This window comes from Paenibacillus thailandensis (assembly GCF_042685365.1).
Lineage (GTDB): Bacteria > Bacillota > Bacilli > Paenibacillales > Paenibacillaceae > Paenibacillus_AP > Paenibacillus_AP thailandensis.
In genome coordinates this window covers 1-25,981 of record NZ_JBHUMY010000014.1, presented here as the reverse complement: position 1 = coordinate 25,981, position 25,981 = coordinate 1, and the positions used below count along the sequence as shown (strand labels likewise).

Annotated in this window: 15 protein-coding genes; 12 read left to right on the top strand and 3 right to left on the bottom strand. The window is 58.8% G+C overall.

Annotated features, from left to right (window positions below; genetic code table 11):
• The 7 genes from purQ (at window position 1) to purD (ending at window position 9,572) form a co-directional block, all read left to right on the top strand.
• The gene (purQ, locus tag ACFSW5_RS14725; RefSeq protein WP_379274450.1) at window positions 1–696 is read left to right on the top strand and encodes a phosphoribosylformylglycinamidine synthase subunit PurQ; all 696 of its coding nucleotides are present in this window, start codon (window positions 1–3) and stop codon (window positions 694–696) included.
• Entirely contained in the window at window positions 674–2,917 is a 2,244-nt protein-coding gene (gene purL / locus ACFSW5_RS14720; RefSeq protein WP_379274448.1) for a phosphoribosylformylglycinamidine synthase subunit PurL, read from the top strand. Before purQ ends, purL begins: the two co-directional genes overlap by 23 nt.
• Window positions 2,902–4,383: an amidophosphoribosyltransferase gene (gene purF / locus ACFSW5_RS14715; RefSeq protein WP_379274446.1), complete on the top strand. Its 1,482-nt coding sequence runs from the start codon at window positions 2,902–2,904 to the stop codon at window positions 4,381–4,383. The genes purL and purF overlap by 16 nt, the downstream gene beginning before the upstream one ends.
• Before the next feature lie 86 nt (window positions 4,384–4,469).
• Entirely contained in the window at window positions 4,470–5,513 is a 1,044-nt protein-coding gene (purM, locus tag ACFSW5_RS14710) for a phosphoribosylformylglycinamidine cyclo-ligase (protein ID WP_379274444.1), read from the top strand.
• On the top strand, window positions 5,513–6,124 hold the full coding sequence (gene purN / locus ACFSW5_RS14705) for a phosphoribosylglycinamide formyltransferase (RefSeq protein WP_379274442.1): 612 nt from the start codon (window positions 5,513–5,515) through the stop codon (window positions 6,122–6,124). The genes purM and purN overlap by 1 nt, the downstream gene beginning before the upstream one ends.
• A gap of 510 nt (window positions 6,125–6,634) precedes the next feature.
• Window positions 6,635–8,182 (top strand): bifunctional phosphoribosylaminoimidazolecarboxamide formyltransferase/IMP cyclohydrolase, encoded by a 1,548-nt coding sequence (gene purH, locus ACFSW5_RS14700; RefSeq protein WP_379274440.1) that lies wholly within the window; start codon window positions 6,635–6,637, stop codon window positions 8,180–8,182.
• A 121-nt stretch (window positions 8,183–8,303) separates the two neighbouring features.
• Complete coding sequence (gene purD / locus ACFSW5_RS14695; RefSeq protein ID WP_379274438.1) at window positions 8,304–9,572, top strand: phosphoribosylamine--glycine ligase; 1,269 nt, start codon at window positions 8,304–8,306, stop codon at window positions 9,570–9,572.
• A 157-nt stretch (window positions 9,573–9,729) separates the two neighbouring features.
• On the opposite strand, the gene ACFSW5_RS14690 is transcribed toward purD, so the two are convergent.
• On the bottom strand, window positions 9,730–11,301 hold the full coding sequence (locus tag ACFSW5_RS14690) for a helix-turn-helix domain-containing protein (protein ID WP_379274435.1): 1,572 nt from the start codon (window positions 11,299–11,301) through the stop codon (window positions 9,730–9,732).
• Window positions 11,302–11,697: 396 nt separating this feature from the next.
• Here ACFSW5_RS14690 and ACFSW5_RS14685 point away from each other — a divergent pair, with 396 nt between their 5' ends.
• The 3 genes from ACFSW5_RS14685 to ACFSW5_RS14675 all read left to right on the top strand — a co-directional run bounded on the left by ACFSW5_RS14685 (window position 11,698) and on the right by ACFSW5_RS14675 (window position 21,495).
• Window positions 11,698–19,131, top strand: a complete 7,434-nt coding sequence (locus ACFSW5_RS14685; protein WP_379274433.1) for a lamin tail domain-containing protein — start codon at window positions 11,698–11,700, stop codon at window positions 19,129–19,131.
• A gap of 173 nt (window positions 19,132–19,304) precedes the next feature.
• Complete coding sequence (locus ACFSW5_RS14680; protein WP_379274430.1) at window positions 19,305–20,525, top strand: HupE/UreJ family protein; 1,221 nt, start codon at window positions 19,305–19,307, stop codon at window positions 20,523–20,525.
• Window positions 20,526–20,649: 124 nt separating this feature from the next.
• Window positions 20,650–21,495: a hypothetical protein gene (locus tag ACFSW5_RS14675; protein ID WP_379274428.1), complete on the top strand. Its 846-nt coding sequence runs from the start codon at window positions 20,650–20,652 to the stop codon at window positions 21,493–21,495.
• 130 nt (window positions 21,496–21,625) lie between these two features.
• On the opposite strand, the gene ACFSW5_RS14670 is transcribed toward ACFSW5_RS14675, so the two are convergent.
• Window positions 21,626–23,029, bottom strand: coding sequence for an MFS transporter (locus ACFSW5_RS14670; protein WP_379274426.1), 1,404 nt, complete (start codon window positions 23,027–23,029; stop codon window positions 21,626–21,628).
• A gap of 91 nt (window positions 23,030–23,120) precedes the next feature.
• Entirely contained in the window at window positions 23,121–23,750 is a 630-nt protein-coding gene (locus tag ACFSW5_RS14665; protein WP_379274424.1) for a TetR/AcrR family transcriptional regulator, read from the bottom strand.
• A gap of 193 nt (window positions 23,751–23,943) precedes the next feature.
• Between ACFSW5_RS14665 and ACFSW5_RS14660 the strand changes: the two genes are divergently transcribed.
• Together ACFSW5_RS14660 and ACFSW5_RS14655 are read left to right on the top strand one after the other, a co-directional pair.
• Window positions 23,944–25,410 carry an FG-GAP repeat domain-containing protein gene (locus tag ACFSW5_RS14660; protein ID WP_379274421.1) on the top strand — a complete coding sequence of 489 codons (1,467 nt, stop codon included), beginning with the start codon at window positions 23,944–23,946 and terminating at the stop codon, window positions 25,408–25,410.
• Window positions 25,411–25,429: 19 nt separating this feature from the next.
• Window positions 25,430–25,981: response regulator transcription factor (locus ACFSW5_RS14655; protein ID WP_379274419.1), on the top strand; the 552-nt coding region annotated here is incomplete at its 3' end.

The following is a 25,981-nucleotide window of genomic DNA, read 5'->3' as shown; positions in this document are numbered from 1 at the left end:
ATGAAGTTTGCCGTAATCGTTTTTCCAGGCTCCAACTGTGACATCGACTGCTATAAAGCCGTAGAGGAAACGATCGGCCAGCCGGTCGATTACGTATGGCATACGGCGACGGATCTGTCCGCTTACGACGCGATTCTCGTGCCCGGCGGCTTCTCGTACGGCGACTATTTGCGCTGCGGCGCAATCGCCCGTTTCGCTCCTGTAATGAGCGAGGTCGTGAAAGCGGCGGAGCAGGGCAAATATGTGCTGGGCATTTGCAACGGCTTCCAGATTTTGACCGAAGCGGGGCTGCTGCCGGGGGCGCTGCTGCGCAACGTCGGCTTGAAGTTTCTGTGCCATCAGTCACCGCTTGAAGTCGTCAACAACGAGACGCCGTTTACGAACCAATACGCCAAAGGCGAAATCGTCAATATTCCGATCGCCCACGGCGAAGGCAACTATTACTGCGACGAAGAGACGCTGGCGAAGCTAGAAGCGAACAACCAGATCGTGTTCCGCTACGCCCAAGGCTCGAACCCGAACGGATCGCTTGGCGACATCGCCGGCATTTGCAACGAACGCGGCAACGTCGTCGGCATGATGCCTCACCCGGAGCGCGCGATCAATCAGATTCTCGGCTCCGAAGGCGGCAAACGGATGTTTACATCGATATTGAATGCATGGAGGGAACAACATGGCGCAGCAGTTAACGGCTAAGGAGCCGACGGCGGAACAAATCGCGGATCAGCGCATTTATACCCAATTCGGCGTAACGGACCACGAATACGAGCTTATTTGCGGATTTCTCGGACGGAAGCCGAACTATACGGAAATCGGCGTATTCAGCGTCATGTGGTCGGAGCATTGCTCCTATAAAAACTCCAAGCCGATCCTGAAAAAGTTCCCGGTCACCGGCCCGCGCGTCCTGATGGGACCGGGCGAAGGCGCCGGCATCGTGGACATCGGCGACAATCAGGCGGTCGTGTTCAAAATCGAATCGCATAACCATCCGTCCGCGGTTGAGCCTTACCAAGGCGCGGCGACGGGCGTCGGCGGCATTATCCGCGACATTTTCTCGATGGGGGCGCGTCCGGTCGCTCTATTGAACAGCCTTCGCTTCGGCAAGCTGGACAACGACCGCGTGAAATATTTGTTCGAGAACGTCGTCGGCGGCATCGCCGGATACGGCAACTGCATCGGCATCCCAACGGTAGCGGGAGAAGTGATGTTCGACGAAAGCTACGAGGGCAATCCGCTCGTCAACGCGATGTGCGTCGGTCTGATCGACCATGACAAAATTCAGCGCGGCGTAGCCAAAGGCGTCGGCAACCCGGTCTTTTACGTCGGTCCGGCGACCGGCCGCGACGGCATTCACGGGGCGACGTTCGCTTCGGTCGAGCTGTCCGAGGAATCGGAAGAGAAGAAGACGGCCGTGCAGGTCGGCGACCCGTTCATGGAGAAGCTCGTCATGGAAGCGACGCTGGAGCTGATCAATTCCGGCATCGTGCTTGGCATTCAGGACATGGGCGCGGCGGGCCTCACCTGCTCGAGCGCGGAGATGGCTTCGAAGGCGGGCAACGGCCTCGAGCTGTACCTCGACGAGGTGCCGCAGCGCGAGGAGAACATGACGCCTTACGAAATGATGCTCTCGGAGTCGCAGGAGCGGATGCTGTTCGTCGTCGCTCCGGAGCACGAAGCGCAAGCGAAAGAAATTTTCGACCGTTGGGGCGTTATTTGCGCCAAAGTCGGCAAAGTGACGGACGACGGCCGTCTGCGCTTGTTCCACAAAGGCGAAGAAGTCGGCAACATGCCGGTCAAAGCTCTGGTGGACGAATGTCCGGTTTACCATAAGCCTTCGAAGGAGCCGGCTTATTACGGGGAATACGCGAAGGTCGATACCGCCGCATTCCCGGAAATTGCCGATCTGAACGGCGCGCTGGAGAAGGTGCTTGCTTCTCCGACGGTTGCGAGCAAAGAGTGGGTTTACAATCAATATGACTATATGGTGCGCACGAGCACGGCGGTTCAGCCGGGCTCCGACGCTGCGGTTGTCACCATCCATGGAACGCGTAAGGCGCTGGCGATGACGACGGACTGCAACGGGCGTTACGTGTTCCTCGATCCGGAAGTCGGCGGACGCATCGCCGTGGCGGAAGCGGCGCGCAACATCGTATGCTCCGGCGCCGAGCCGCTGGCCATTACGGACAACCTGAACTTCGGCAACCCGGAGAAGCCGGAAGTGTTCTGGCAGCTGGAGAAAGCGGCGGACGGCATGTCCGAGGCTTGCCGCGCGCTGGATACGCCGGTCATCGGCGGCAACGTCAGCTTGTACAACGAAAACGCGAAAGGCGCGATTTATCCGACGCCGGTTATCGGCATGGTCGGACTCGTGCACGATCTCGACCATATTACGACGCAAGCCTTTAAGGGCGAAGGCGACGTCATTATTCTCGCCGGCGCGGAAACGAAAGCGGAGTTCGGCGGCAGCGAGCTGCAATACGTGCTGGGCGCAACCGAAGGCCGTCCGCCGGTTATCGATCTGGACGAGGAGAAAAAGCTGCTGAGGGGCGTGCTTGGCGCGATTCAGCAAGGGCTTGTCGCTTCGGCGCACGACTTGTCCGAAGGCGGGCTTGCCGTAGCGCTGGCCGAATCGTGCATCAGCGGCGGCATCGGCGCAACGGCGGACGTGAAGACGGAGCTTCGCCCGGATCAGGTGCTGTTCAGCGAAACGCAGTCGCGCATTCTGCTGTCGGCGAAGCCGGAGCAAGCGGAAGCGCTGCAGGCGTATTTGACGGAACAAGGGGTCGCGAACGCTGCGATCGGCAAGGTAGGAGGTACAAGCCTGACGATTTCCGTTAACGGCAAAACCGGGATCGGATCCGAGGTCAAACATCTGGAGAAGGTCTGGAAGGATGCGATTCCATGTCTGTTGAAATAAAACAGCCTCATCAGCTGTGGTCAGGCGATCATTATAACGAAGGCATCGGCCGCGACGATATTTTCGACAAGCTGCGCGAGGAATGCGGGGTGTTCGGGGTGTTCGGCGTCCCGAACGCCGCTTCCTTGAGCTATTACGGCCTGCACGCGCTCCAGCACCGCGGCGAGGAAAGCGCCGGGATTTGCACGGTCGATACGGAGAACGGCCGCAAGTTCAGCTATCACCGCGGCATGGGTCTCGTGAAGGAAGTGTTCGACGAGCGCCGCATCCAGGAGCTGCCGGGCGACCGGGCTATCGGCCACGTCCGTTATTCGACGGCGGGGGAAAGCAAGCTGGCGAACGCGCAGCCGCTTATTTTCCGCTATCGGGACGGCGATCTGGCCGTCGCCACGAACGGCAACATCGTCAATGCGCCGGAAATCCGCAAGGAGCTCGAAAGCCAAGGCTCGATTTTCCAAACGTCCAGCGACACCGAGGTGATCGCCCACCTGATCGCCCGCTCGAACAAAGATTTCGAGACGGCGGCCAAGGAGGCGCTGCAGCGGCTGATCGGCGGCTTCGCGTTCCTCTTGATGACGAACGACAAGCTGATCGTCGCCTCGGACCCGAACGGCCTTCGCCCGCTCGTCATGGGCAAGCTGGGAGACGGCTACGTGTTCTCCTCCGAGACGTGCGCGTTCGAGACGATCGGCGCCGAATACGTGCGCGACGTCCAGCCGGGCGAGCTGCTGTATCTCGACGCGGAAGGCATCCGCGAGGACCGTTACGCGGAAGTGGAGCGCCGCGCGACCTGCGCGATGGAATATATTTATTTTGCGCGTCCGGACAGCGACATTAACGCGATCAACATCCACTCCGCGCGCAAGCGGATGGGCCGGCAGCTGGCGATGGAAGCTTTCGTCGACGCGGATATCGTGACGGGCGTGCCGGATTCGAGCATATCCGCCGCCATCGGCTACGCCGAGCAGACGGGCATCCCGTACGAGCTTGGCCTCATCAAAAACAAATATACCGGCCGGACGTTCATCCAGCCTTCGCAGGAGCTGCGCGAGCGGGGCGTCAAGATGAAGCTGTCGGCGGTGCGCAAGGTCGTCGAAGGCAAACGCGTCGTCATGATCGACGACTCGATCGTGCGCGGCACGACCTCCCGCCGCATCGTCAATATGCTGCGCGAAGCCGGCGCGACGGAGGTTCATGTGCGGATCACGTCGCCTCCTTTCAAAAACCCCTGCTACTACGGCATCGATACGCCGGACCGCAAGGAGCTGATCGCGTCGTACCGCACGCTTGAAGAGATCCGGGAAGCGATCAACGCGGATTCGTTGTATTTTCTGAGCGAGCAAGGGTTCGTCGATTCGGTGGGCGGAAACGACGGCGCGCACAACCGCGGCATGTGCCTCGCTTGCTTCGACAACGACTATCCGACGCCGGTCAACGAGGAATCGGACAAAAGCTGCAGCTGTTAAACGATAGAGCTTGAACAATCGGCAAGGAGTTATTTTTCCAATGCACGAACGGGCTTTGGAATATGAATAGAGGGAGTGTTCGAAAAGTGGCAGAAGCGTATAAAAAAGCCGGCGTCGATATTGCGGCTGGCAACGAAGCCGTCGAGCGGATGAAAAAGCACGTGAACAAGACGATGCGTCCGGAGGTTCTGGCGGGGCTGGGCGGTTTCGGCGGCCTGTTCGGCCTGAACAAGGACAAATACGAGGAGCCCGTGCTCGTATCCGGCACGGACGGCGTCGGCACGAAGCTGAAGCTCGCTTTTGCGATGGACAAGCATGACACGATCGGCATCGACGCGGTGGCGATGTGCGTCAACGATATTATCGTGCAAGGCGCGGAGCCGCTTTTCTTCCTGGATTATCTCGCTTGCGGCAAGGTCGTTCCGGAGAAAATCGAATCGATCGTGAAGGGCATCGCCGACGGCTGCTTGCAGGCGGGGTGCGCCTTGATCGGCGGCGAAACGGCGGAGATGCCGGGCATGTATCAGGACGGCGAATACGACATCGCCGGCTTTACCGTCGGCGTGGTCGATAAGAAGAAGATGATCGACGGCTCGGCGATCGCTCCGGGCGACGTTGTGCTGGGCCTCGCGTCGAGCGGCGTACACAGCAACGGCTTTTCGCTCGTGCGCCGTCTGCTGCTGGAGGAAAGCGGCTATCGTCTGGACGAAGCGCTCCCGGAGCTGGACGGAGCGAAGCTGGGCGACGTGCTGCTTGAGCCGACCCGCATCTACGTGAAGCCGGCGCTGAAGCTGATCGACAGCGTTCAGGTGAAGGGAATGGCGCATATTACGGGCGGCGGCTTTATCGAAAATATTCCGCGCATGCTGCCGGATGGCGTCAATGTCAATATCGAATACGGCTCGTGGCCGGTTCTGCCGATTTTCAGCCTGATGCAGCAGAAGGGCAATATTACGAACCGCGACATGTTTACGACGTTCAATATGGGGATCGGGCTTGTCATCGTCGTTCCGGAGGCGCAAGCGGAAGAGGCGCTTCGCGTCTTGGCGGAGCAGGGCGAGAAGGCTTACCGGATCGGTACGGTTACGGAAGGCAGCCGCATCGTGACCTTTACGGGAGCGGATGTGTAATGGGCAAGCTTCGGATGGCCGTATTCGCGTCGGGGCAGGGGAGCAATTTTCAGGCGCTCGCGGACGCGGTACGGCAAGGGAAGCTCGATGGCACCATCGAGCTTCTTGTTTGTGACAAGCCGGCCGCTCCGGTCGTGGAGCGGGCGCGCCGCGAAGGCGTGGACACGTTCGTGTTCTCGCCGAAGGATTACCCGTCGCGCGAAGCGTACGAGACGGAAATATTGGCCGAGCTCGAGCGCCGCGGCGTCGAGCTGGTCGTGCTGGCCGGCTACATGCGCATCGTGACGCGGGTGCTCGTCGAGCCGTACTACGGTCGGATGATCAATATCCATCCGGCGCTGCTGCCTTCGTTCCCTGGCATGAACGGCATCCGGCAGGCGCTTGAGTACGGCGTGAAGGTGACGGGCGTCACCGTCCATTACGTGGACGGCGGCATGGACAGCGGCCCGATTATTGCGCAGCGGGCCGTCGAGATCGAGGACGGCGACACGGAGACGTCGCTGACGGACCGCATCCACGCGGCCGAGCAGGCGCTGCTGCCGCATGTGGCGCAGCTGATCGCGCAGGGCCGCGTATCGCTCGAAGGGCGCCGCGTGCGCATCCGCGCCTAGTGATCGCAGCGCCGCGTGCGGGTGAGCATCCGCGCCTAGCGCTCGCAGCAGCAGCGCGCCGGGTGAGCAACCCGCGCCTAGCGCTTGAAGCCGCAGCGCGCCGTGTGCCGTGCGGATCCGTGCGAGCGAAACGGCATCAGGATGGCGGCGAGCGCGTGGGCTTAACTGCAAATATACAGTCAAATAGAGCAAAACGGCCTTGTATTAGAAATTTAACTGCAAATATACAGTTAAATCGTCCCCATAAAAGCGAACGGGCCATTTATATACAGTATTAACTGTATATTCGCAGTTAACGATCGTTTTTACTCGTAACTTGTAAGTTTTAACTGCATTATTACATTAAAACCGAAAGAAATGCCGCAATCGCCGCGGCCGCACCCCTGCTTCACACGGAGAGCGAAAGCGCCGCAGGAGCGGATGAGCTGCTAACGTTGCGCGCCGGCATAAGCTTCAGGCGGCGGCATGACTTTCAGGTTTTATTTTACAACTAACTAGGAGGTTATTCAGTTGGCAATTCGCAGAGCGTTAATCAGCGTATCGGACAAGTCGGGAATCGTGGAATTTTCCCGCGAGCTCGCAAATCTGGGCGTGCAAATCATTTCGACGGGGGGCACGTTCAGCCTGCTGCAGCAGGAAGGCGTGCCGGTGATCGGCATCTCGGACGTGACCGGTTTCCCGGAAATTCTCGACGGCCGCGTGAAGACGCTGCACCCTGCGGTGCATAGCGGACTTCTTGCCGTTCGCGACGACGAGGAGCATCAGAAGGCGATGAAGGAGCTTGGCCTGGACTACATCGACATGGTTGTCGTCAACCTGTATCCGTTCAAGCAAACGATCGCCAAGCCGGACGTGACGTATGAAGACGCGATCGAAAATATCGACATCGGCGGACCGACGATGCTTCGTTCGGCTGCCAAAAACCACGCTTTCGTGACCGTCGTCGTCGACAGCAGCGATTACGCCGGCGTTCTGGAAGAGCTGAAAGCGGAAGGCGATACGACGCTTGCAACCCGCAAACGTCTGGCGGCCAAAGTGTTCCGTCATACAGCCTCCTACGATTCCCTTATCTCGGAATACTTGTCCAAGCAAGTCGGCGAGCCGCTTCCCGAAACGTATACGGTAACGTACGAGAAAGTACAGGATCTCCGTTACGGCGAAAATCCGCATCAGAAGGCGGCGTTTTACCGCAAGCCGCTGGCCGAAGCGGGCAACATCACGACCGCCGAGCAGCTGCACGGCAAGGAGCTGTCGTACAACAACATCAACGACGCGAACGCGGCCCTTGCCATCGTGAAGGAGTTTACGGAGCCGGCGGTCGTCGCGGTCAAGCATATGAATCCGTGCGGCGTGGGCATCGGGAAAGACATTCACGAGGCTTACCAAAAAGCTTACGCGGCCGACCCGACGTCCATCTTCGGCGGCATCGTGGCGGCTAACCGGACGATCGGCGCGGATACGGCGCAGCTGCTGAGCGAGATTTTCCTCGAGATCATTATTGCGCCGGACTTTACGCCAGAAGCGCTCGACATTCTGACGAAGAAGAAAAACATCCGTCTGCTCAAGCTGGGCGAGCTGAACGCTGCGGGCGGCCGCAAGCCGGAATGGCTCGTGACGTCGGTAGCCGGCGGCATGCTCGTGCAGGAAAGCGACGTGCACAGCCTGACGGAAGACGATCTGAAGGTCGTAACGAACCGCAAGCCGACGGAAGAGGAAATGAAGCAGCTGCTGTTTGCCTGGAAGGTCGTGAAGCATGTCAAGTCGAATGCGATTCTGCTTGCGGCTGACAGCATGACGGTCGGCGTCGGGGCGGGCCAAATGAACCGCGTCGGTGCGGCCAAAATTGCGATCGAGCAAGCGGGCGACAAAGCGGCCGGAGCCGTTCTGGCTTCCGATGCGTTCTTCCCGATGGGCGATACGCTGGAGCTTGCGGCGAAAGCCGGCATTACGGCAGTCATTCAGCCGGGCGGTTCGATTAAGGACGAGGAATCGATTGCGGTCGCAAATGCCAACAACATCGCGATGGTCGTAACCGGCGTCCGTCACTTCAAGCATTAAGAGTTTGAATACGATGCGGAGCGCAGGGACGTTTCGTCCGGCAGGCGCTCCACGTTCGGGAATAGCTTTTACCGAAATACAGGGATTCGTCCGAATGATCATATAGCGGGGGTAGATGCGAGTGCGTATTCTTGTAGTGGGCGGGGGCGGCCGCGAGCATGCCATCGTCTGGGCGCTGAAAAAAAGCGAGAAAGTGAAAGAAATTTATTGCGCGCCGGGTAATGCCGGCATCGCGCAGCTGGCCGAATGCGTGCCGATCGGGGCGATGCAGTTCGACGAGCTCGTGCAGTTCGCCAAGGATACGGCGATCGATCTGGTGTTTATCGGTCCGGACGATCCGCTTGCGGCCGGCGTCGTGGACGCTTTTGAAGCGGCGGGAATTCCGGTTTACGGGCCGAATAAGGCAGCCGCGGAAATCGAAGGCAGCAAAATTTTCATGAAAAACCTGCTTCATAAATACAACATTCCTACCGCGAAATACGCGACGTTCACGGATTACGAAGCTGCGGCGGATTACTTGAGCAAGCAAGCCGTTCCGGTCGTTATCAAGGCAGACGGGCTTGCCGCCGGCAAGGGGGTAACGGTCGCTTATTCGATGGAAGAAGCGCAGCAGGCGCTACGCGAGGCGATGGTGGACAAGGTGTTCGGCGAAGCGGGCAACCAGATCGTCATTGAGGAGTTTCTCGAAGGGCAGGAAATGTCGATTCTTTCGTTCGTTGACGGCGAGACGGTGCGGGCCATGGTGCCGGCGCAGGACCACAAGCCGGTGTTCGACGATGACAAAGGCCCGAATACGGGCGGCATGGGGACGTATTCTCCGCTGCCGCATATTCCTCAATCCATCGTGGACGACGCGATCAAGAACATTATCGAGCCGACGGCCAAAGCGATGGTGAGCGAAGGCCGTCCGTTCCGCGGCGTCTTGTTCGCCGGCCTCATGATTACGAAGGGCGGCACCAAAACGATCGAATTCAACGCCCGTCTCGGCGATCCGGAAACGCAAGTCGTATTCCCGCGCCTGAAGACGGACTTGCTCGATATCGTGCTCGCCACGCTGAACGGACGGCTCGACCAGCTCGACATCGCGTGGAGCGACGAAGCGGCGGTATGCGTCATTGCCGCTTCGGAAGGTTATCCGGGCTCTTATCCGAAAGGCCGCGTCATTGAAGGCTTGGACGAAGCGGAAGCGCAAGGCGCGCTCGTCTTCCACGCCGGCACGGCGGAGCAGGACGGCCGGATCGTCACGAACGGCGGCCGCGTGCTTGGCATCGTCGGCAGAGGACGCGACATCGCGGAAGCGCGCGCCCGCGCGTACGAAGCGGCCAGCGTCATCCGTTTCGACGGCATGCATTGCCGCACGGACATCGCCATGAAGGCGCTCCGCGGCTAACAAGCCCATCCGCTCAGGCTCAACTCCATAGGCGTAAACCGCGCTGTCCCCTCTTTATGAGGCGGGCGGCGCTTTTTTTTTGTGCCGAGGACGACGGAATTGCCGCCGAAACGGTTCGGGCCCGGGACAAGGGAGACAAAGTCGTTTCCGCTTGGCGTCATCCGCTTTTATGGATCCGGATAATTTGACGTTTGCGATATTCGCCGGGCGTAAGGCCGGTATGTTTCTTGAACATCCGGTTAAAGGAGGAGAAGTTGACGTAGCCGACCTGCGAGGCGATGTCGTGAATCGTTTGATTGGTTGTAACGAGCAGCTCCTGCGCTTTCCGAACCCGCACGTCATGCAGATGATCGCTAAACGTTTTGCCCGTTTTTTCTTTAATATAGGTTGATAAATAAGTGTTGGACATATTCAGAAGATCGGACAAGTAATGGAGCGACAAATCCTGGTCGTACCGCTTCCGGATCATGTCCAGCACGAACGCGGCCAGCGAGTCCATCTCGTCCGCGCCGGCGCCGGTCACCGGAACGGCCGGCGGCACCCGCCGTTTGCCGTCGTCATTCCCCGAATCGGACTCCTCATCCGAATGAGCCTCGATGAGCTCGAAGCCGCCTTGCTCGGCGTTCCGTTCGGCAATCTGGCACGCTTGCCGGTACGCCTCCGTCAATAGAGTACGCCGTTCGATCCGCTCGCTGACGACAGCCGTAAGCTCCAGACCGGCGAAAGGGCTTTGCCGCCACCGCGGCAGCTGTTCCCGCAGGGCGGCAATGACAAGCTCCCGATCCGCTTCCGGAAGAACGGCGACAAGCTGCATCGGATCGATCTGGAACGCATGGGCATCCCGCGCATGCGTTTCGGCAAACCGTCTGACCGCAGCAATCATATCGCTCACGAACGGATGGCCCGGATCGGCTTCCCATTCGGAATAGCCGGCGTTACGGCGGCGGAAATCGAGCACGATAAGCAGATAGCTGTCGGCGTCCGGAATGGATCCGCTTTCTTTCATATCCGGGTTTAGATTGCGCAGCCGGTTCATATAGTCCAAAGTCGCAAGCGCCGCACGGTGCTCTGCCGCACCCCGGATGAGCAGCTCCCGTTCCTGTATCAGTCCGTTTACCGCATCGCGGGCTTCATTGAGGCCGATTCGCCGGTTGGGCATACCTGTGCCGGCGTTGCCGGCCGCAACGGCCAGCATATCCCGAACCGGACGAATCATGCGCCGGGCATACCATGCAGCTGCGGCAAGAAAGACGGCCAGCGCAGCGGCCGGAAGGGCTAAAGCCGTCATGGCATACGGCCGGTACGCTTGCCGCACTTCGGCATGCTCCACCGCCGATACCAGGCCGATTCCTTCCCCGGCATCCGCGAACAGATAATGATAGCCTTCCCGGAACAGGTAGGTACGGCCGCCGTTTAAGGGCGGAACGGACAAAGAGGCCGCTTCTTCGGAGCGGAATAATTCATGGCCATCTGCGCCCGTTACGACGAGCTTGTCCGGAAGAACAAGCGCTTCGGAAGCGTCCTTCAGCAAAGAGGGGAGATTGTCCGGTTCGCCCCGGCTGAAACGGATTAAGGCGGCCGTATGGTCCAATTCGATTCGATGGCTGCGGATCATCTCGTCTTTGATCGCTTTGACGAGAGCGTGGACAGAGAGCAGATAAAAGAGAGAGATCATGGACAGGATAGCCAGGGTTCCCGCCAACGCTTGGCTGAGCCGCTCAGGTTTCATTCTTTCAAGCCCCCAATACCTATTAGGTTTCCTTCCGAGAGACGACCTTGGATCAGACCGCTTATGTATGTCCCTACTTTACCGGACGAATGTTGAAATCATATGCGGGCAGTGTAATCGCATTGTTAATTGTTCATTTGTGCTTGCCGATGCTTTTATTTGCTCAAGAAACGATTGATTGGGTATATGTTTTGCGCGGATTTACGTTCTGTTATCGCAATGTTAAAAAAACGACTGACCGTTTTTCGGATTATGGGCTTTTTTTTCGAAATTTACGAATGAAGTCGACATATCGCAAATCGTGCAACAAATCGAATAAGGTGTAAATAGTCAGCCGGCACGGCCCGCGTTTAAACTACTTGCTGAAAGCGAAAACAAGGGAGATGAGTGTCGAGCATGAGAAGATGGAACCAAGTCAAGCGGCTGACAGCCGGCGCAATGGCAGCCGTAATGGTTGCCGCGGGCTGGACGGGAAGCTTAGCGCCTTGGACGGGCGTGCAGCTTGCCTACGCCGAAGAAGCGGCATCCGGCGAAGAAGCGCCTGCCGCCCAGGAGCCGGCGCCGGCCGGAGAAACGTCTGCGGCCCAAGAGCCCGCCGTGGAGGCGACGCCGGCAGCCGAACCGTCCGCGTCCCCGGAAGGAACGGCCGAGACGGAAGCTGCAGCCGACGCGCCGGTTATTACGCATGACCCGGAGACGGCGGCGGAGCCGGAAGATTTGACGGTTACGGCATCCGTTTACAGCCTGTCGTCTTTAACGTCCGCCAAGCTCTATTACAAGAGCGGAAGCGATTCTTCCTATTTATCGCAAAATATGACCGTCGGGACGGCAGCGGAAGGCACGGCTGAGGTGACGGGGCTGCTGCCGGTCGAAGCGATGGAAGGCGAGGAAACCGTCGATTATTATATCGAGGTTGCGGACGAGGACGGCATGACGCGCAGTCCGGACTACGCGGTGGAGATCGATCGGCCGGAGCAGGACGTTCCAAGCCTGCTTATTACCGAAATCGTATTTAACAGCCCGAATTATTCCAGCGCGGACATCGCAGCTTGGGAATACATCGAAATCTACAATAATAGCGCCGAATCGATTAATTTGGGCGATTATTACGTATACCGCAAAAACTATAACGGCTCTGCGAACTATAAGTGGACGCTGCCGGACCATTATATCGCTCCCCGGCAGACGGTCGTTCTGCGGGGCTCCCATAGCGATTCGGCGCAAAATACGTACGAGAAATTTATTCAAGCGTACGGAGTTTCCAATATAACGCCGGATCAGCTCGTGACGATGACGATGCCGGCAGGCAATTTGCCGAACGACGGCACGCATACCGTATCGATCAAGCGAAGCTCGGACGATTCCACCGTCGTCTTCGCCCAATACAACGACGTTGCCGCAAATAGCGAAACGAACGAGCTTTATAAGAGCATCGCTTCCAATAACAGCTACGATAATTCGAACGCGAAGAGCATTGTTTATAAAACCGATGAAGCCGGTTCGCTGCGGATGACGCGAATGGCGACGAAGCAAACGCCTACCCCCGGCACGCTGCTGGAGGGGCAAGTGCCGGGTGCGGCCGCAGGGAACCCGCAGCCGCCGGTCATTACCTACAACGAGGGCGCAACGTCCGTCAGCCCGCAGGATTTGCAGCTGACCGCCTCCGTTTACAGCGAGCAAGCGTTAACTTCGGCTCTGTTGTACTACAAAAGCGGCAGCGCCGCCGCTTACGAGTCCGTTCCCATGACGATCGGCGCGTCGGGAGCCGGCAGCTACACGATTACCGGGGAAATTCCGGCGGAAGCCATGCTGGATGCGGAATCGGTAGATTACTATTTTGAAGTGCACAATGAGGCGGGCGTTACCCGCAATCCTGCCGCCGAAGGAACCGCTTATCGGCTCACGATTGTCGAACCGTCGGAAACGCCAAGCCTGCTTATTACGGAAATCGTGTTTAATGCGCTGAACAGCAATGCGCAGTGGTCCGAAGAGGCGTTCGAATACATCGAGGTGTACAATAACAGCGCCCAACCGGTCCGGCTCAAGGATTATTCCGTATACCGCGAGAACTGGAACGGCAGCGCAAACTACACATGGCCGATGCCGGATAAAGAGCTTAAGCCATGGCAAACGATCGTGCTCAGAGGCATGAAAAGCAAGATGGCTCCCGACTTGTCCGTGTTTAACGCCGGATACGGCATCAATCTGGACGAGAGCCAGGCCGGCGTGCTGGATCAAACCAAAGGCGGGAACTTCCCGAACACCGGCACCTATACGTATTCCATCCGTCATAATTCGGACAACCGGGTGCTCTCGTCGGCCCGGTATAACGATGCGACGATCGGCTCGTCCGAGGTCGGCGACAACCTGGATAATACAAGCGTTATTTATCAATACAACTCAAGCTCAATCATGATGACGAAGATGGGCTCGCTGCAGAAGCCGACTCCGGGGACGCTTGTTGCCGGACAAGTTCCTGCTCCGGCTGCGGACAACCCGTCCGAAGCGCCCGTCATTACGCATGAGCCCGCAGTGACGGTTACGAGTCCAATCGATCTGGCCGTAAAGGCTTCCGTTGCGAGCGGCTCGGCTCTGCAATCCGGAACGCTGTACTACAGAGGCAACAAGGACGTTCTTTATACAACCGCCGAAATGACGGTTGAACAAACGACAGCCGGCCAATACGCGGTATCGGGCATCATCCCGGCCGTAGACATGGCCGCCATGGATGAAATGGAATATTTCATCGTCGTACGAAACGAGGCCGGATATTCCCAGAGTCCCGTCGACTTTAACGGGCTGTTCGCCTTCGAGGTGGATAATCCGCCGGCCGTCGAACATACGCGGGCGGCTGCTTCCGTCACCTCTCAGCAGGATTTGGCGATTGCGGCTACGATTACCGACAATAAAGAGGTTAAAAGCGCAGCGCTGAAATACAAAACGGATTTGATGCCGGACTACGTTTCCCTGCCGATGGCGGTCAAGGAAGGCTCCTTGTATGAAGCCGTTATTCCGGCTTCCGTGTTGGCGGGAGCCCAGAAGCTGTACTACTATTTCGAGGCGTCGGATGCCGGTTATACGACCGCGAAGATGGACACGACCGGCAAGCCTTTTGAAATCGCCGTTTACGCATCCGTTCCTTCCGACATTCCGGAGCTGCTCATTACCGAGCTGGTGCCGGATGCGAAGGGCAGCGACAAATACGAATATGTCGAGGTTTACAACAACTCGACCCGCACGATTAATTTGAAGGATTATCAGATGAAATACGGCTTCTACCACGGAGCGACGATGAAATGGGATCTTCAGGCCGATCTTATGCTCCCGGCCGGAGAGACGGCCGTTATATGGCTGCAGTCGAACCTGAGCAAAGGCGAGCCGGTCAGCAGCTTTAACAGCCATTGGGGCGTCGATCTGCCGGAGGATCGGGTGATGCCGATCTATGCGCTCGGCATGCACAACAACAACGAGGGCCGGATTATTATCGGCGAGGATGCTCCAAGCGTCGTCGACCATGCCCGCAATGCCATCGTTCAAGCGTGGTACAACGTCGGCGTCGACGAGACTAACGATGACGGCAGAAGCGTGGTGTACGAGTATCCGATGGACGGCTCCAACAAGATGGCGAAGCGGGCCGCCGGCATGACGGCTACGCCGGGCGAGCTGGCGGAAGGCCAGGTGCCCGCGCAGCCGGTTGACGTGCCGGAGGATATGGCTGAACCGGTTATCGATCACGAGCCGGCGACCGGCGCGGCAGCCTTCGGTTCGCAATCGTTCCAGGCAACGGTAACCGACGACCGCTCGGTGAAGCGGGTAACGCTTTATTTTAAACGGGAGATCGACCCGGCCTACACGGCCGTGAATATGAAACGCATCGCCGGGGACTCGAGCCGGTTCGTATCGGATACGGTCGACAAGGCGCTGCTGCTCGGGGCCGAGTCCATCGACTACTATATCGAGGCAACCGACGGGCAGAATGTCGTCCGTACCGCCGATTACAGCTTGTCTTTCGAGAATCGCGGCGGGCTGCGGCTCGTGGTGGAAGGCGGCAGCTTCTTGAGCGGAACGGCAGGCCTATACGGCCATGGAGGGGCGTCCGGGGAATCGCTCAGCCTGGAGATGGACGGAGAGGCGCTTTCGACGGCCCCCGCCATGCATGAGGCTCCGGTGCTCACTTACCGCGCGGACGATATGCAGTCCAGCTTCAAGAACGGCTTCTTCCTGAACGGCAAGCTGGTCACGATTCTTCCGGCCAGCAGCTATCTGGAGCAGAAATACGTTGAAATTCCGAAAAACAGCCTGAAGCCGGGCAACAACACCCTCATGATTACGGCGGGTACGGCGAACGATCCGCTGGAATTCGGGACGGCGGTCAACAACGACGATTACCGGATCGAAGGCATCGAGGTTCTATTGCCGGACGGCTCCGCCGCAGAGGTGGTGTCGGCGCGGGTGAAGGCGCTGGGCTCGGACAGCTTTACGTCCGTCGATCCTGCGTCCCGTCAGCAAATCGGCGACAGCAGCAATTATTACGAATACATTGAAGTTACGTTCCATGTGCCGGAAGAGCTGTTCCATAGCGTGTATGCCGAGCTGGATACGACGGCGCTTTCCGACGGCGAGCATACGATCATGCTCTCCGAAGGCGGCGACATTGCCAGCGTCCGGGTCGTGACGGACAATACGGCACCCGTATTCGAGACGTTCTCTATCGAGGACGGCGGCGAATACAGCGGAACGGTCGAATTGAACGCGACGGCTGTCGACGCCTTGTCCGGCAAGGTGACGGTTACGGCAACGCTGGACGGCAAAACGATCGGCCTGCCGGCCGTTCTGACCGCCTCCGAGCTGAAGGAAGGCGAGCATGTCTTTGAAGTGACGGCCAGCGACGAAGCGGGCAACGTCACTGTTCGCTCGGCGTCGTTTACACAAGCGAACGAGGCGCCCGGCGTGCTGGGCAATCCGTCGCCGGCCGAAGGGGCGGCGAACGTTGGCGGCAGCGCCCGGCTTAGCGTAACGGCAAGCGACCCTAACGGCGAAGCGGTAGACGTAACGTTCGGCCAAGGCTACCGTTACGATTTCAAGGAGCAGTCCGACATCAAGGCGTACTCCAATTCCGTTGACCGCGAGCCCCCGCTGGAGCTGAATCCGCAAGGGGAAGAAGCGTTTAGCGCGGAAGCGAAGACGCAAGTAGCCGAGAAGGACGGACAATATTACATTACGGACGCGAGCGGCTTGTTCCCTTACCAGCGCTACGAGTTCAAGCTCGACGAGGATGCCGAAGGCATCGAAGAAGTTGAAGTCGTATGGCAAGGCCGTTCGCTGGCCGGCCGCCAAGTGACGATGTACACCTGGAATTACGCGACCGGCAAGTGGGAAGCGGCCGCGAGCGGCGTCGGAGCGGACGACTTCGAGCTGAGGGCGACCGTGAACGCGGCCGATATGGTCAAGGATAAAGCGATCCAGGTGCTCATTCAGGATATGATTGCGGAAGAGGAACCGGCAGCGGCTGCGGAGGCCGTGGACGCGGCGAACGAAGCGGACGCAGCGAACGGGGACCCGGACGGCAAATTCACCTTCGCGTTCAGCACGGATACGCAATATTACGCGGATTCCTACCCGGACATTTTCAAGAAGGAAATGGAATTCGTGGCGGCGATGAAGGAAGAGATGGATATCCGATACCTCATTCATACCGGCGACCTTGTCGACGACTGGGACCGTCCGGACGAATGGCAGGTGGCGAGCGACAGCATGGCGATCCTCGAGGCAGCGGGCCTTCCTTACGGCGTCGTTGCGGGCAACCATGACGTTAACCATACGGATGCCGATTACACGGAATATTGGAAATATTTCGGGCGGGACCGTTTTGAAAGCCAGCCGACCTACGGCGACGACTTGAACAACAACCGCGACCACTACGATCTTATATCGGCGAATGGGCAGGACTTCCTCATCATGTACCTCGGCTGGAGCATCCAGGAGGAGACGGTCGAATGGGCGAACGAGATTTTGCAGAAATATCCGGACCGGTACGTCATTATCGGCACGCACGAATATATTTCGCCTAGCGGCGCTTATTCGGGCCAAGGCCAAATGATCTGGGACGAAATCGTTGCGAAAAACGCCAACGTTAAGCTGGTGCTTTGCGGCCATATTCACGGCGTCGGCTATAACGTGAAGCATCTGGAGGACGGCCGCGTCGTCGTCGAGATGCTGGCGGACTATCAATCCGGCCCGATGGGCGGCCAAGGCTACATGCGTTTCCTGGAGTTCGATCCGGCGCAGGAGCAAATTCACGTCAGCACTTATTCGGCATATATGGACGATTGGAACTACTTCGAGGACGGCAAGGACGATTTCTACGTTCCGTATGTCCCGCAAGATCCGGTCAAACGCGTGGCGACCGACTATATCGGCGTCAATCTGTACGGCAAGCAGGTAATCGGAACGCAGCAGGACGTCGAGAGCGGAGGCGTCGCTACGGCCCGCTGGAACGGACTTAAAGCCGATACGGACTACTACTGGTATGCCAAAGCAACCGATTCGGCCGGCATGACGACCCGGTCCGGTATTTGGAAGTTCAGCACGGGCAAGGGCAGCAACGGCAACGATAACGACGATAACGACGATGATGACGATAACGACGGCCATGATAACGGCAATGGCAACGGAAACGGAAATGGCAATGGCAACGGAAACGGAAACGGCAATGGCGGCGGCTCGGCGAAACCGTCGACCGGGGTCGTGACCGAGGTTAACGCGGGCGATATTGCCGCAAGCGGAGCGGTGCGGCTGAAGGCGGAGGACGCTTCGGCAGGCCTCGTCTTTACGGCCGAAGCGCTGAAGGCGATCGGCGGCCGCGACGTAACGATAACGTTCGGCAGCGAAGCCGCGCTAACGATCGGCGCGGAACAGCTCGCCGCTCTGGCCGCAAAGCTGGGCGAAGGCGAGGAGCTGTACGTATCGACGGAAGAAGTGTCGGAGCAAACCGTTAACGAAGCGGCCGGATCGCTCGGATCGACGTTGAACGCTACCTTGACCGCAGCCGGCGCTTCCGTCCAAGTGGCTATCGGCGCCGCGAATGAAGACGGAGAGACGCAGCAGCTTCCGGCTTCGGTTACGATCGAGCTCCAAGCAGGCGGCATCAAGGACGAGCGATTGGCCGGCATTTACCGCATTGCGGCAGACGGTACGGCGACGTGGATCGGCGGCGAGTATACAGGCGGCGGCTACAAAGCGACTGTGGAGGAAGCGGGCACGTATGTGGTGCTGGCGTACAGCAAGTCCTATACGGACGTAGCCGAGACCAACTGGGCTTACGAATATGTGCAGCTGCTGTCGTTCTACGGCATCGCCAACGGCATCGACGACAACACGTTCGGCGCCTCGAAATCGACGACAAGAGCCGAGTTCGTTACGCTGCTGGCCAGGGCGTTCGGGCTGCAGGCATCCGCCGGATCGGCGTCCTTCGCGGACGTGGAGGCGGGAAGCTGGTACGCCGAAGCGGTGCAGGCGGCTTATGAAGCGGGCATTGTGCAAGGCGTCGACGAAGGCCGGTTCGAGCCGGGCAAGCCGATTACCCGCGAGGAAATGATCGTCATGATCGTCCGCGCGATGGAGCGCGTAGGCGGAGAGACGATTCCGGCGGGCAGCGCATCGTTCTCGGACGGGGATCAAATCAGCGCATGGGCGAAAGACGCCGTCGATAAAGCGGCCGGTCTCGGCCTGATTGAAGGCAAAGGCGCGAACCGCTTCGACCCGGCCGGCTTGGCGGCGAGAGCGGAAACGGCCAAAGTCGTGGCGCTTTTGCTGGAGCAATTGCCTTGACTTAAGCGATAGGAACGGAACGAAAGGAAGCAAAAAGCGGAGGAGCCCGTGTAACGTTCATGGGCTCCTCCCGCTTTGGCCGTTTTACAATCACTTAACGCCGGCCGGTACCTTTCATGTGTTATAAGAGTTATGACGGCGCGGCGTATATGCTTGGAACGGAGGAAACTATCATGTATTCGAACGATAACAAGGTTCGGACGGAATGCGTAAGCGGAGCCGGCGGGAATCTTCAAGCGAAAAGGGGGAAGGCGGCCCTTGGTTTTCGGTGGCTGGCCGCCGCCGCTCTTCTCCTCCTGTCGGCGTTCATCCGGGTCGAACCGGCCAGCGCGCATATGAACACGTTTGGCTACTCGAGCATTCAGATAGATGCCGGCAAGCTGAATTACGGCCTCTATCTGGACGCCCAGGAGGTTGCGCAGTGGATGGACGTGCATTCGGGCGGCGTGTTTATTCTTGGCGGCAGCGGCGGCGAGCGCCCTGCCGAAGGAGAGGCGGCATGGACGGCGGAAGAGCTAAGGCCGCTCGTTCAGCAGTATTTGACGGTCAAGGAGGGCGGCAGGCCCGTCCCGCTTGGATCCATTGACGGCATTTCCGTCGAGGACAAAAGCGGGATCCCGTATCTGTATATGGATTTGGCTTACGAATTAAACGATACGGCGGACGGGTACACCATCGATTACGGCTTTTTCTTCGACATGGACATCAATCATCAAAATTTCGCTTCGATCCGTTCGGGGGAGTCGTCGCAGAATATCGTGTTTACGAACGACCGGCGCGAGTTTTTCGGCCGGGCCGCGGCGGGAGAAGGAGCTGCGGCGGCAACGGTAGAGGTGCCGGGCTGGCTTGTAACGGCGTGGGAATATGTCGTCATCGGGGTCGAGCATATTTGGGGCGGCATCGATCATTTGCTGTTTATATTGGCGCTGGTGATGGCCAGGCAGCAGAAATGGGACTATGTCAAAGTCATTACGGCTTTTACGGCGGGACATAGCTTGACCATCGCGCTGGCGGCTCTCGACATCGTCAATTTGCCGGCCGCCTTCGTCGAACCGGTTATTGCCTTAAGCATCGCTTACGTCGCGATCGAAAATTTAATTCGCAAGCAAATCAACCGCCGCTGGATCGTGGCGATGCTGTTCGGCCTCATCCACGGCTTCGGCTTCGCCCAAGTGCTGCAAGGCGTGCAAGGGGAGCATCTTCTGCTAAGCCTGTTTTCCTTTAATCTAGGCGTGGAGCTCGGCCAACTCGTCGTGCTTGCGGTTTTGCTGCCGGTTTTGTTCTGCTTAAGGCGGCATGCCGGCTACCGGTATGTTAACCTTGCCGCTTCCGGAGCGGTGACGGCGGTGGCCCTCTTTTGGACCGTTACGAGGGTTACGGAGTTTATCGCCTGACGGCGGATTTCGCGCCGCCGCCAATCTTTTATGTCCGTTTAAGGTTCCGCTAAAGGGAATTTAAGCTGGCCGGTTTAGGCTATGATTGTGAAACCAACAACCATGGCTGAAAGGCGGTAGAATGATGAGCAGAAGAACAACGATAGCGGCAAGCGCTCTTGCGTTGTCCCTGACGTTAGGAGCGGTATGGACAACCTCTTACGCAAACGCGGCGGCGGGCACCGGGACAAGCGCAGAAACCGAAACGGCAGCGCAAGGCGAATTAGGCAGACCGGGCGGCGGACATGGGAAAATCGGCTTTTTCGCAAACAACGAAGCCATCGCCGATGCGCTGGGGCTGACGACGGAGGAGCTGCAAGCGGCATTGAAGGAAGAAGGAGCGACGCTTGCTTCCATAGCGGAAGAGCAAGGCGTGGACGCGGACGGCATTGCCGCGCTGATCGTAAGCGGGCAGCGGGAGCGTCTGGACGAGCGGCTTGAAGCCGGAACCATCACGCAAGACGAATACGACACGATTGTTGCCGGCTTGGAAGACAACGCCACCGCCCTCGTGAACGGCGAGTTGACGGGCCTGAAAGGCGGCTTCGGCGGCGGACATGGGAAAGTCGGTTTCTTCGCCAACAACGAAGCTGTCGCGGAAGCGCTGGGGCTGACGACGGAGGAGCTGCAAGCGGCATTGAAGGAAGAAGGAGCGACGCTTGCTTCCATAGCGGAAGAGCAAGGCGTGGACGCGGACGACATTGCCGCGCTGATCGCAAGCGGGCAGCGGGAGCGTCTGGACGAGCAGCTTGAAGCCGGAAAGATTACGCAAGACCAATACGATACGATTGCTGGCGGGCTGGAAGAGAAGGCCGCCGCTATCGTAAACGGCGAGTTGGCGGGCTTGAAAGGCGGCTTCGGCGGCAAGCGAATGAAGGACGAAGCTTCGGAGACGGCGGAAGCTGCGGCGACGAGTGACGATGAAGCGTAATCATGCGGCTTAAAGCGATAGGGCTGCCTCAAAACGGCAAGCTTGCATTGCGAAATAGCATAAAAGAAAAACGGCGATGCAAGGGTCAAGCCTGCATCGCCGTTTTCTTGTTAACTCCTTTTTTTCTGATTCACCGAAACATGCGGCGGCCGGCGGCGACGATGACGATATACAGCAGAGCCAGCACCAGATACAGATTGCTGTACAGGGCGGCATGCGGGTATACGTTCAGCGGATTCCAAGCCGTGGCGGCCCCGAGGTCGGCGACTTTGCCGTATATGCCGGTGGAGACGGCCCCGGCCAGAAAGTTCAGCATCGACAACAGTCCCATGCCGACGCCGGTCTGCTCCTTCGGCAAGGTGCGGGAGATCGTACTAGAAAGGGCGATCTGTAGGAACATTTGGCCGACGTTGCCGAGGACGAGCAAGAGCGCTGTCGCAATAGGCGGCACGCCGACAAAAACGCTCAGCAGCGCAAAGCAAGCAAACATCATTGTGGAGGCGATATAAAACAACACGATGTTGCCTTTGCGGTCGGCCAGCTTGCCCGCGCTTCTCCCGAGCAGCGCCGAGACGGCGGCCCCGGGCACCATGGCGAAGCCGATCCAGCCGGTGGACAAGCCGTTCACCGCGCTAAGCAGCTGAGGCGTCAGAAACGGCAGCGAGAAACCGATGCTCATGACCAGCATGGCCAGGACGAGTCCGGCGGTGTATTTGCGGTTCGCGAATAACCGAGGCTGTACAAATGGCTCGGCGGCGCGGCGAATGCGCCAGACGAACGCCGCGAGCAGTAGAACGCCGCCTGCGCCGTACGGCCATTGCTCTTGCGTTACGGCGAGCAGAAGCGCGGCAACCGAACCGGCCAGCAAACCGCCGCCCAGCCAATCGATGCGCTTGCCTTCGCCTCGGCCGTCGGTTATATATTTGCGGTACAACGGCAGCGTAAACAAGACGAGCAGCGGCACGCCGAACAAAAACCGCCAGTTGAACGCGCTGGTCACGAACGCGGCGATAACCGGCCCCAGCGCGCCGCCGACCGCAAGACCCGTCGCCGAGATGCCGAGCGCCCGGCCTCTCGTTTCCGCCGGAAAGTACCGGACCGGGATAATCATGGCCGTGGCGGGAATGACGGAGGCGCCGGCCGCCTGAACGATCCGCCCGCTCAGCAGCACCGCGTAAGATTGCGCGGCCAGCCCCATGACGGAACCGACCGCGAATAACGACAGCCCGAACGTAAGGAGATGCTTAAGCTTGTACGTATCGGCCAGTTTGCCGTAGATGACCGAGCCGATGGCGTAAATTAAAGTATAAGCGGAGGAAACCCAGCTAACCTGGGAGAACGACAAGCCGAAATCGGCGGCGATGCCGGGCAATACGATATTGAACATTGTGGCGCTCATGGACGACAATATAAGCGTGAACGCAAGCACGCGGATCAATCGCTCCGCCGTTTGGACGGATGTTGCCGTACGGGCGTCCGCCGCGGCCGATGGGCTCGCTTGGTTTGTTTTTGCCGCGTAATCGGGATTGGACATCGAAGATCATGCCTCCTGTATCGTGAGATGGAACATCGTGAATAAACTGCATTGCATGCAAGTACATGCTTGCTTTACTTCCGCAAAAAAACTAGGGGGTCAGTCCCCTAGCAAAAACGCGCACGCTTTCCTCGATATAGTCGTCCAGCCGGATGTTCGGGAAAGAGCTGGCGTTGTTGAGCATGGAAACAAACGAGCCGTAATTCATCCACATGAACGTAACGGCCAGCAGCTCGGGCCGATCGCTGAGCACTTTGCCCTTCTTCGCCATGGCGGCGAAGTATTCCGTCAGCAGCTTTTTCAACTGCTCGGGATGCGTGCGCGAAAACGCATGGAGTTCGGGCAAGGCGTCGCTTTCCTTAAAGCTGATCTGAATCAGCTTCTTGTTGCGCAGCATCGTTTCGTGATACGTTCTGCTGACCAGCAGCAGATCGGGCACCAGCTCGTATACGAGCTTCTCCTCGAACAGCTTCGTCATGACGCCCGCATAATGATACCGCTCGAACGCGGCTTTCAACAGGTTCAGCTTATTGCCGAAATGACGGAACAACGTCACCTCGTTTAGTCCGGCAGCGGCCGCTATTTCTTTGGTGGTCGTGTTGTGATAGCCTTTTTCGGCCATAAGATCAATGGCTGCAAGCAATAGTTTGTCGCTGCTGCTCGGCATTGCTGCGATCGGAATCAGCTCCTTTCCGTAAACGATAAGGTTGCAAGTGATCACTTACATTTTCCTGGTTCCACTATATTCCACGTTCCGAGGATTGTCAAGCGGCTTTCGCCGGGTGTAACCTTTTTGTAACGCACTGCGGTATTCGGTATGGATAATTATTAACCAAGTGAATCGTATCGTATGATCGGCCGAAACCCAAGCGGGTTCAGGCGTATGCCGGCCGGCGGAGAAAGGAGGCTCGGAGATGGACGGACAATCGAAACGGGCAAGCGGGTCGGGGCCAAAATGGAGAAAAGCGGCGGGCATAGGCTCGCTGATGCTGCTCTGCTTATGGACGTCCGGCTGCCGTTACACGGCCGCTCCGGCCGATTTGCTGCAGCAGCCGTCAATCGCGTCGGACAAGCAGCAGCTGGTGCAGGCCGTCGAGGCTGCGCTGCCCGCTTACGGAAAACTGGCCATCCCGCTCCGCGGAGATGAGACCGAGGCCATCCGGCTCGTCGATTACGACCGGGACGGCATCGATGAAGCCATTGCGTCTTATTATAACGAGTTTAACGCGCCCGAGATGATGCTGTTCGAACGGGAAGACGAGGAGTGGCGGATGAAAGCCGTCATCGAGCAGCCGCTCGCCCGTCAGCTGGATTGGCTGGACATTGAAGATTTGGACGGGGACGGCGCGGTCGAAATGTTCGTCGGTTGGATCGGCAACGGTTCGTTCGACAGCCCCAGCCTGCTGGAAGTATACCGTTTCGGCCAGAATCCGGTAATGAACGAAGAAGGCCAAACGGTGCTGAAGCCGGTTGAATCGATGCCATATGTTTATGCCGACGCAGGCGACGTCAACGGGGACGGGCAGAAGGAGCTGGCTGTCGTTACGGCCGGCGTCGGCGTCGACAGCGGCGACGGAAGGAGCTTGAAGGCGGACTATCGCTTAAGCTTGTATAAATGGTCCGAAGGCGCTCTGGCCGAGATGCAAAGCCTGCCGCTGTCGCCGGATGTCAATACCTATGAAAGGGTGTTGATCGGAAGGATTTCCGAACGAAAATCGGGCATTGTCGTAGAGGCTTCCGCGGGAGCCCACTCTTCCGTAACCGAGCTGTATGCCTGGGAAAACGGCAAATTGCGCCGGGTTCCGCTCGAAGAGCAGGATCAGGGCATGAGCTGGACCCCCGTCCGAAACCGGGATATCGACGGGGACGGTATTATCGAGCTGGCCGTCGTGGCCGAGCCGCCCGGCAATAGCGGTCTCCCCTATGCCGAGACGCTGTGGATTACCGAATGGAAACGGTGGGACGGCAAGGACGGCTATGTCCGGGTGCGGGAGGAGTATAGCGACTACGCGTACGGCTTTCGTTTTGTCGTTCCCGATGACTGGTCCGGCCGTTATACGTTAAGCCGGCCGGCGAAGGACGAGGGATACGCCGTCGTACAATTCGATTATTGGAACGGCGAGAGCGGATCGAGGGCGGAGCTCGCAACCGTATACGTCGTTCCGCAAAAGGATTGGGAAGGCTATCAGGCCGGGCGCAAGGAGGCGGGCGGGCGTCCGCTTTCCGTCTTGGAGACCGGAGGGGGCCTTGTATACGCGGTTTCGCTTAAGGAGGAAGCGCCTGAAGGACTTGCGGCGGCGGATCGCGAAGCTTATTTGGCGATGCTCATGACGCAAGAGGAAGCGAAGCGTCAGCTGACGCTGATCCGGGATGACGAATGAGGCAGGTGGGACGACGGAGATGAGAATCTTATTGCTCGAGGACGAGGAAGCCATTCGCGGCTTCGTCCGAATCAATTTAAAGCGCAACGATATGGAAGTGACGGAGGCGGAGGACGGAGAGACCGCGCTTCGGCTGTCCGAGGAGGAAGGGCCGTTCGATATTGCGCTGCTCGACGTCATGCTTCCGACCATCAGCGGCTTCGAGGTGTGCGAGCGGCTGCGCGAACGATATCCGCAGATGGGCATTATTATGCTGACGGCCAAGTCGCAGGAGGAGGACAAAATATACGGTCTGGAGCTCGGGGCGGACGATTATGTGCAGAAGCCGTTCAGCCCGGGCGAGCTGATTGCGCGCATCAAATCGTTGGCGCGCCGGATGGCGCAGGAGCCGTATCCGATGACGGCGAACCGGGGCAAGCACGCGGCCGGCGGGCAGCCTGCCGAAGGCGTCGAGGCCGGCGGGGACGCTGCGCGGCAAGCGGAAGCGGAGCCGAGCGGCCAGGCGGTGCCGGGGAGCGGGCCGGCCGCAGCAGGGCAGCCCGTGGAAGGCGGCGCGGCCGGCGGGGACGCT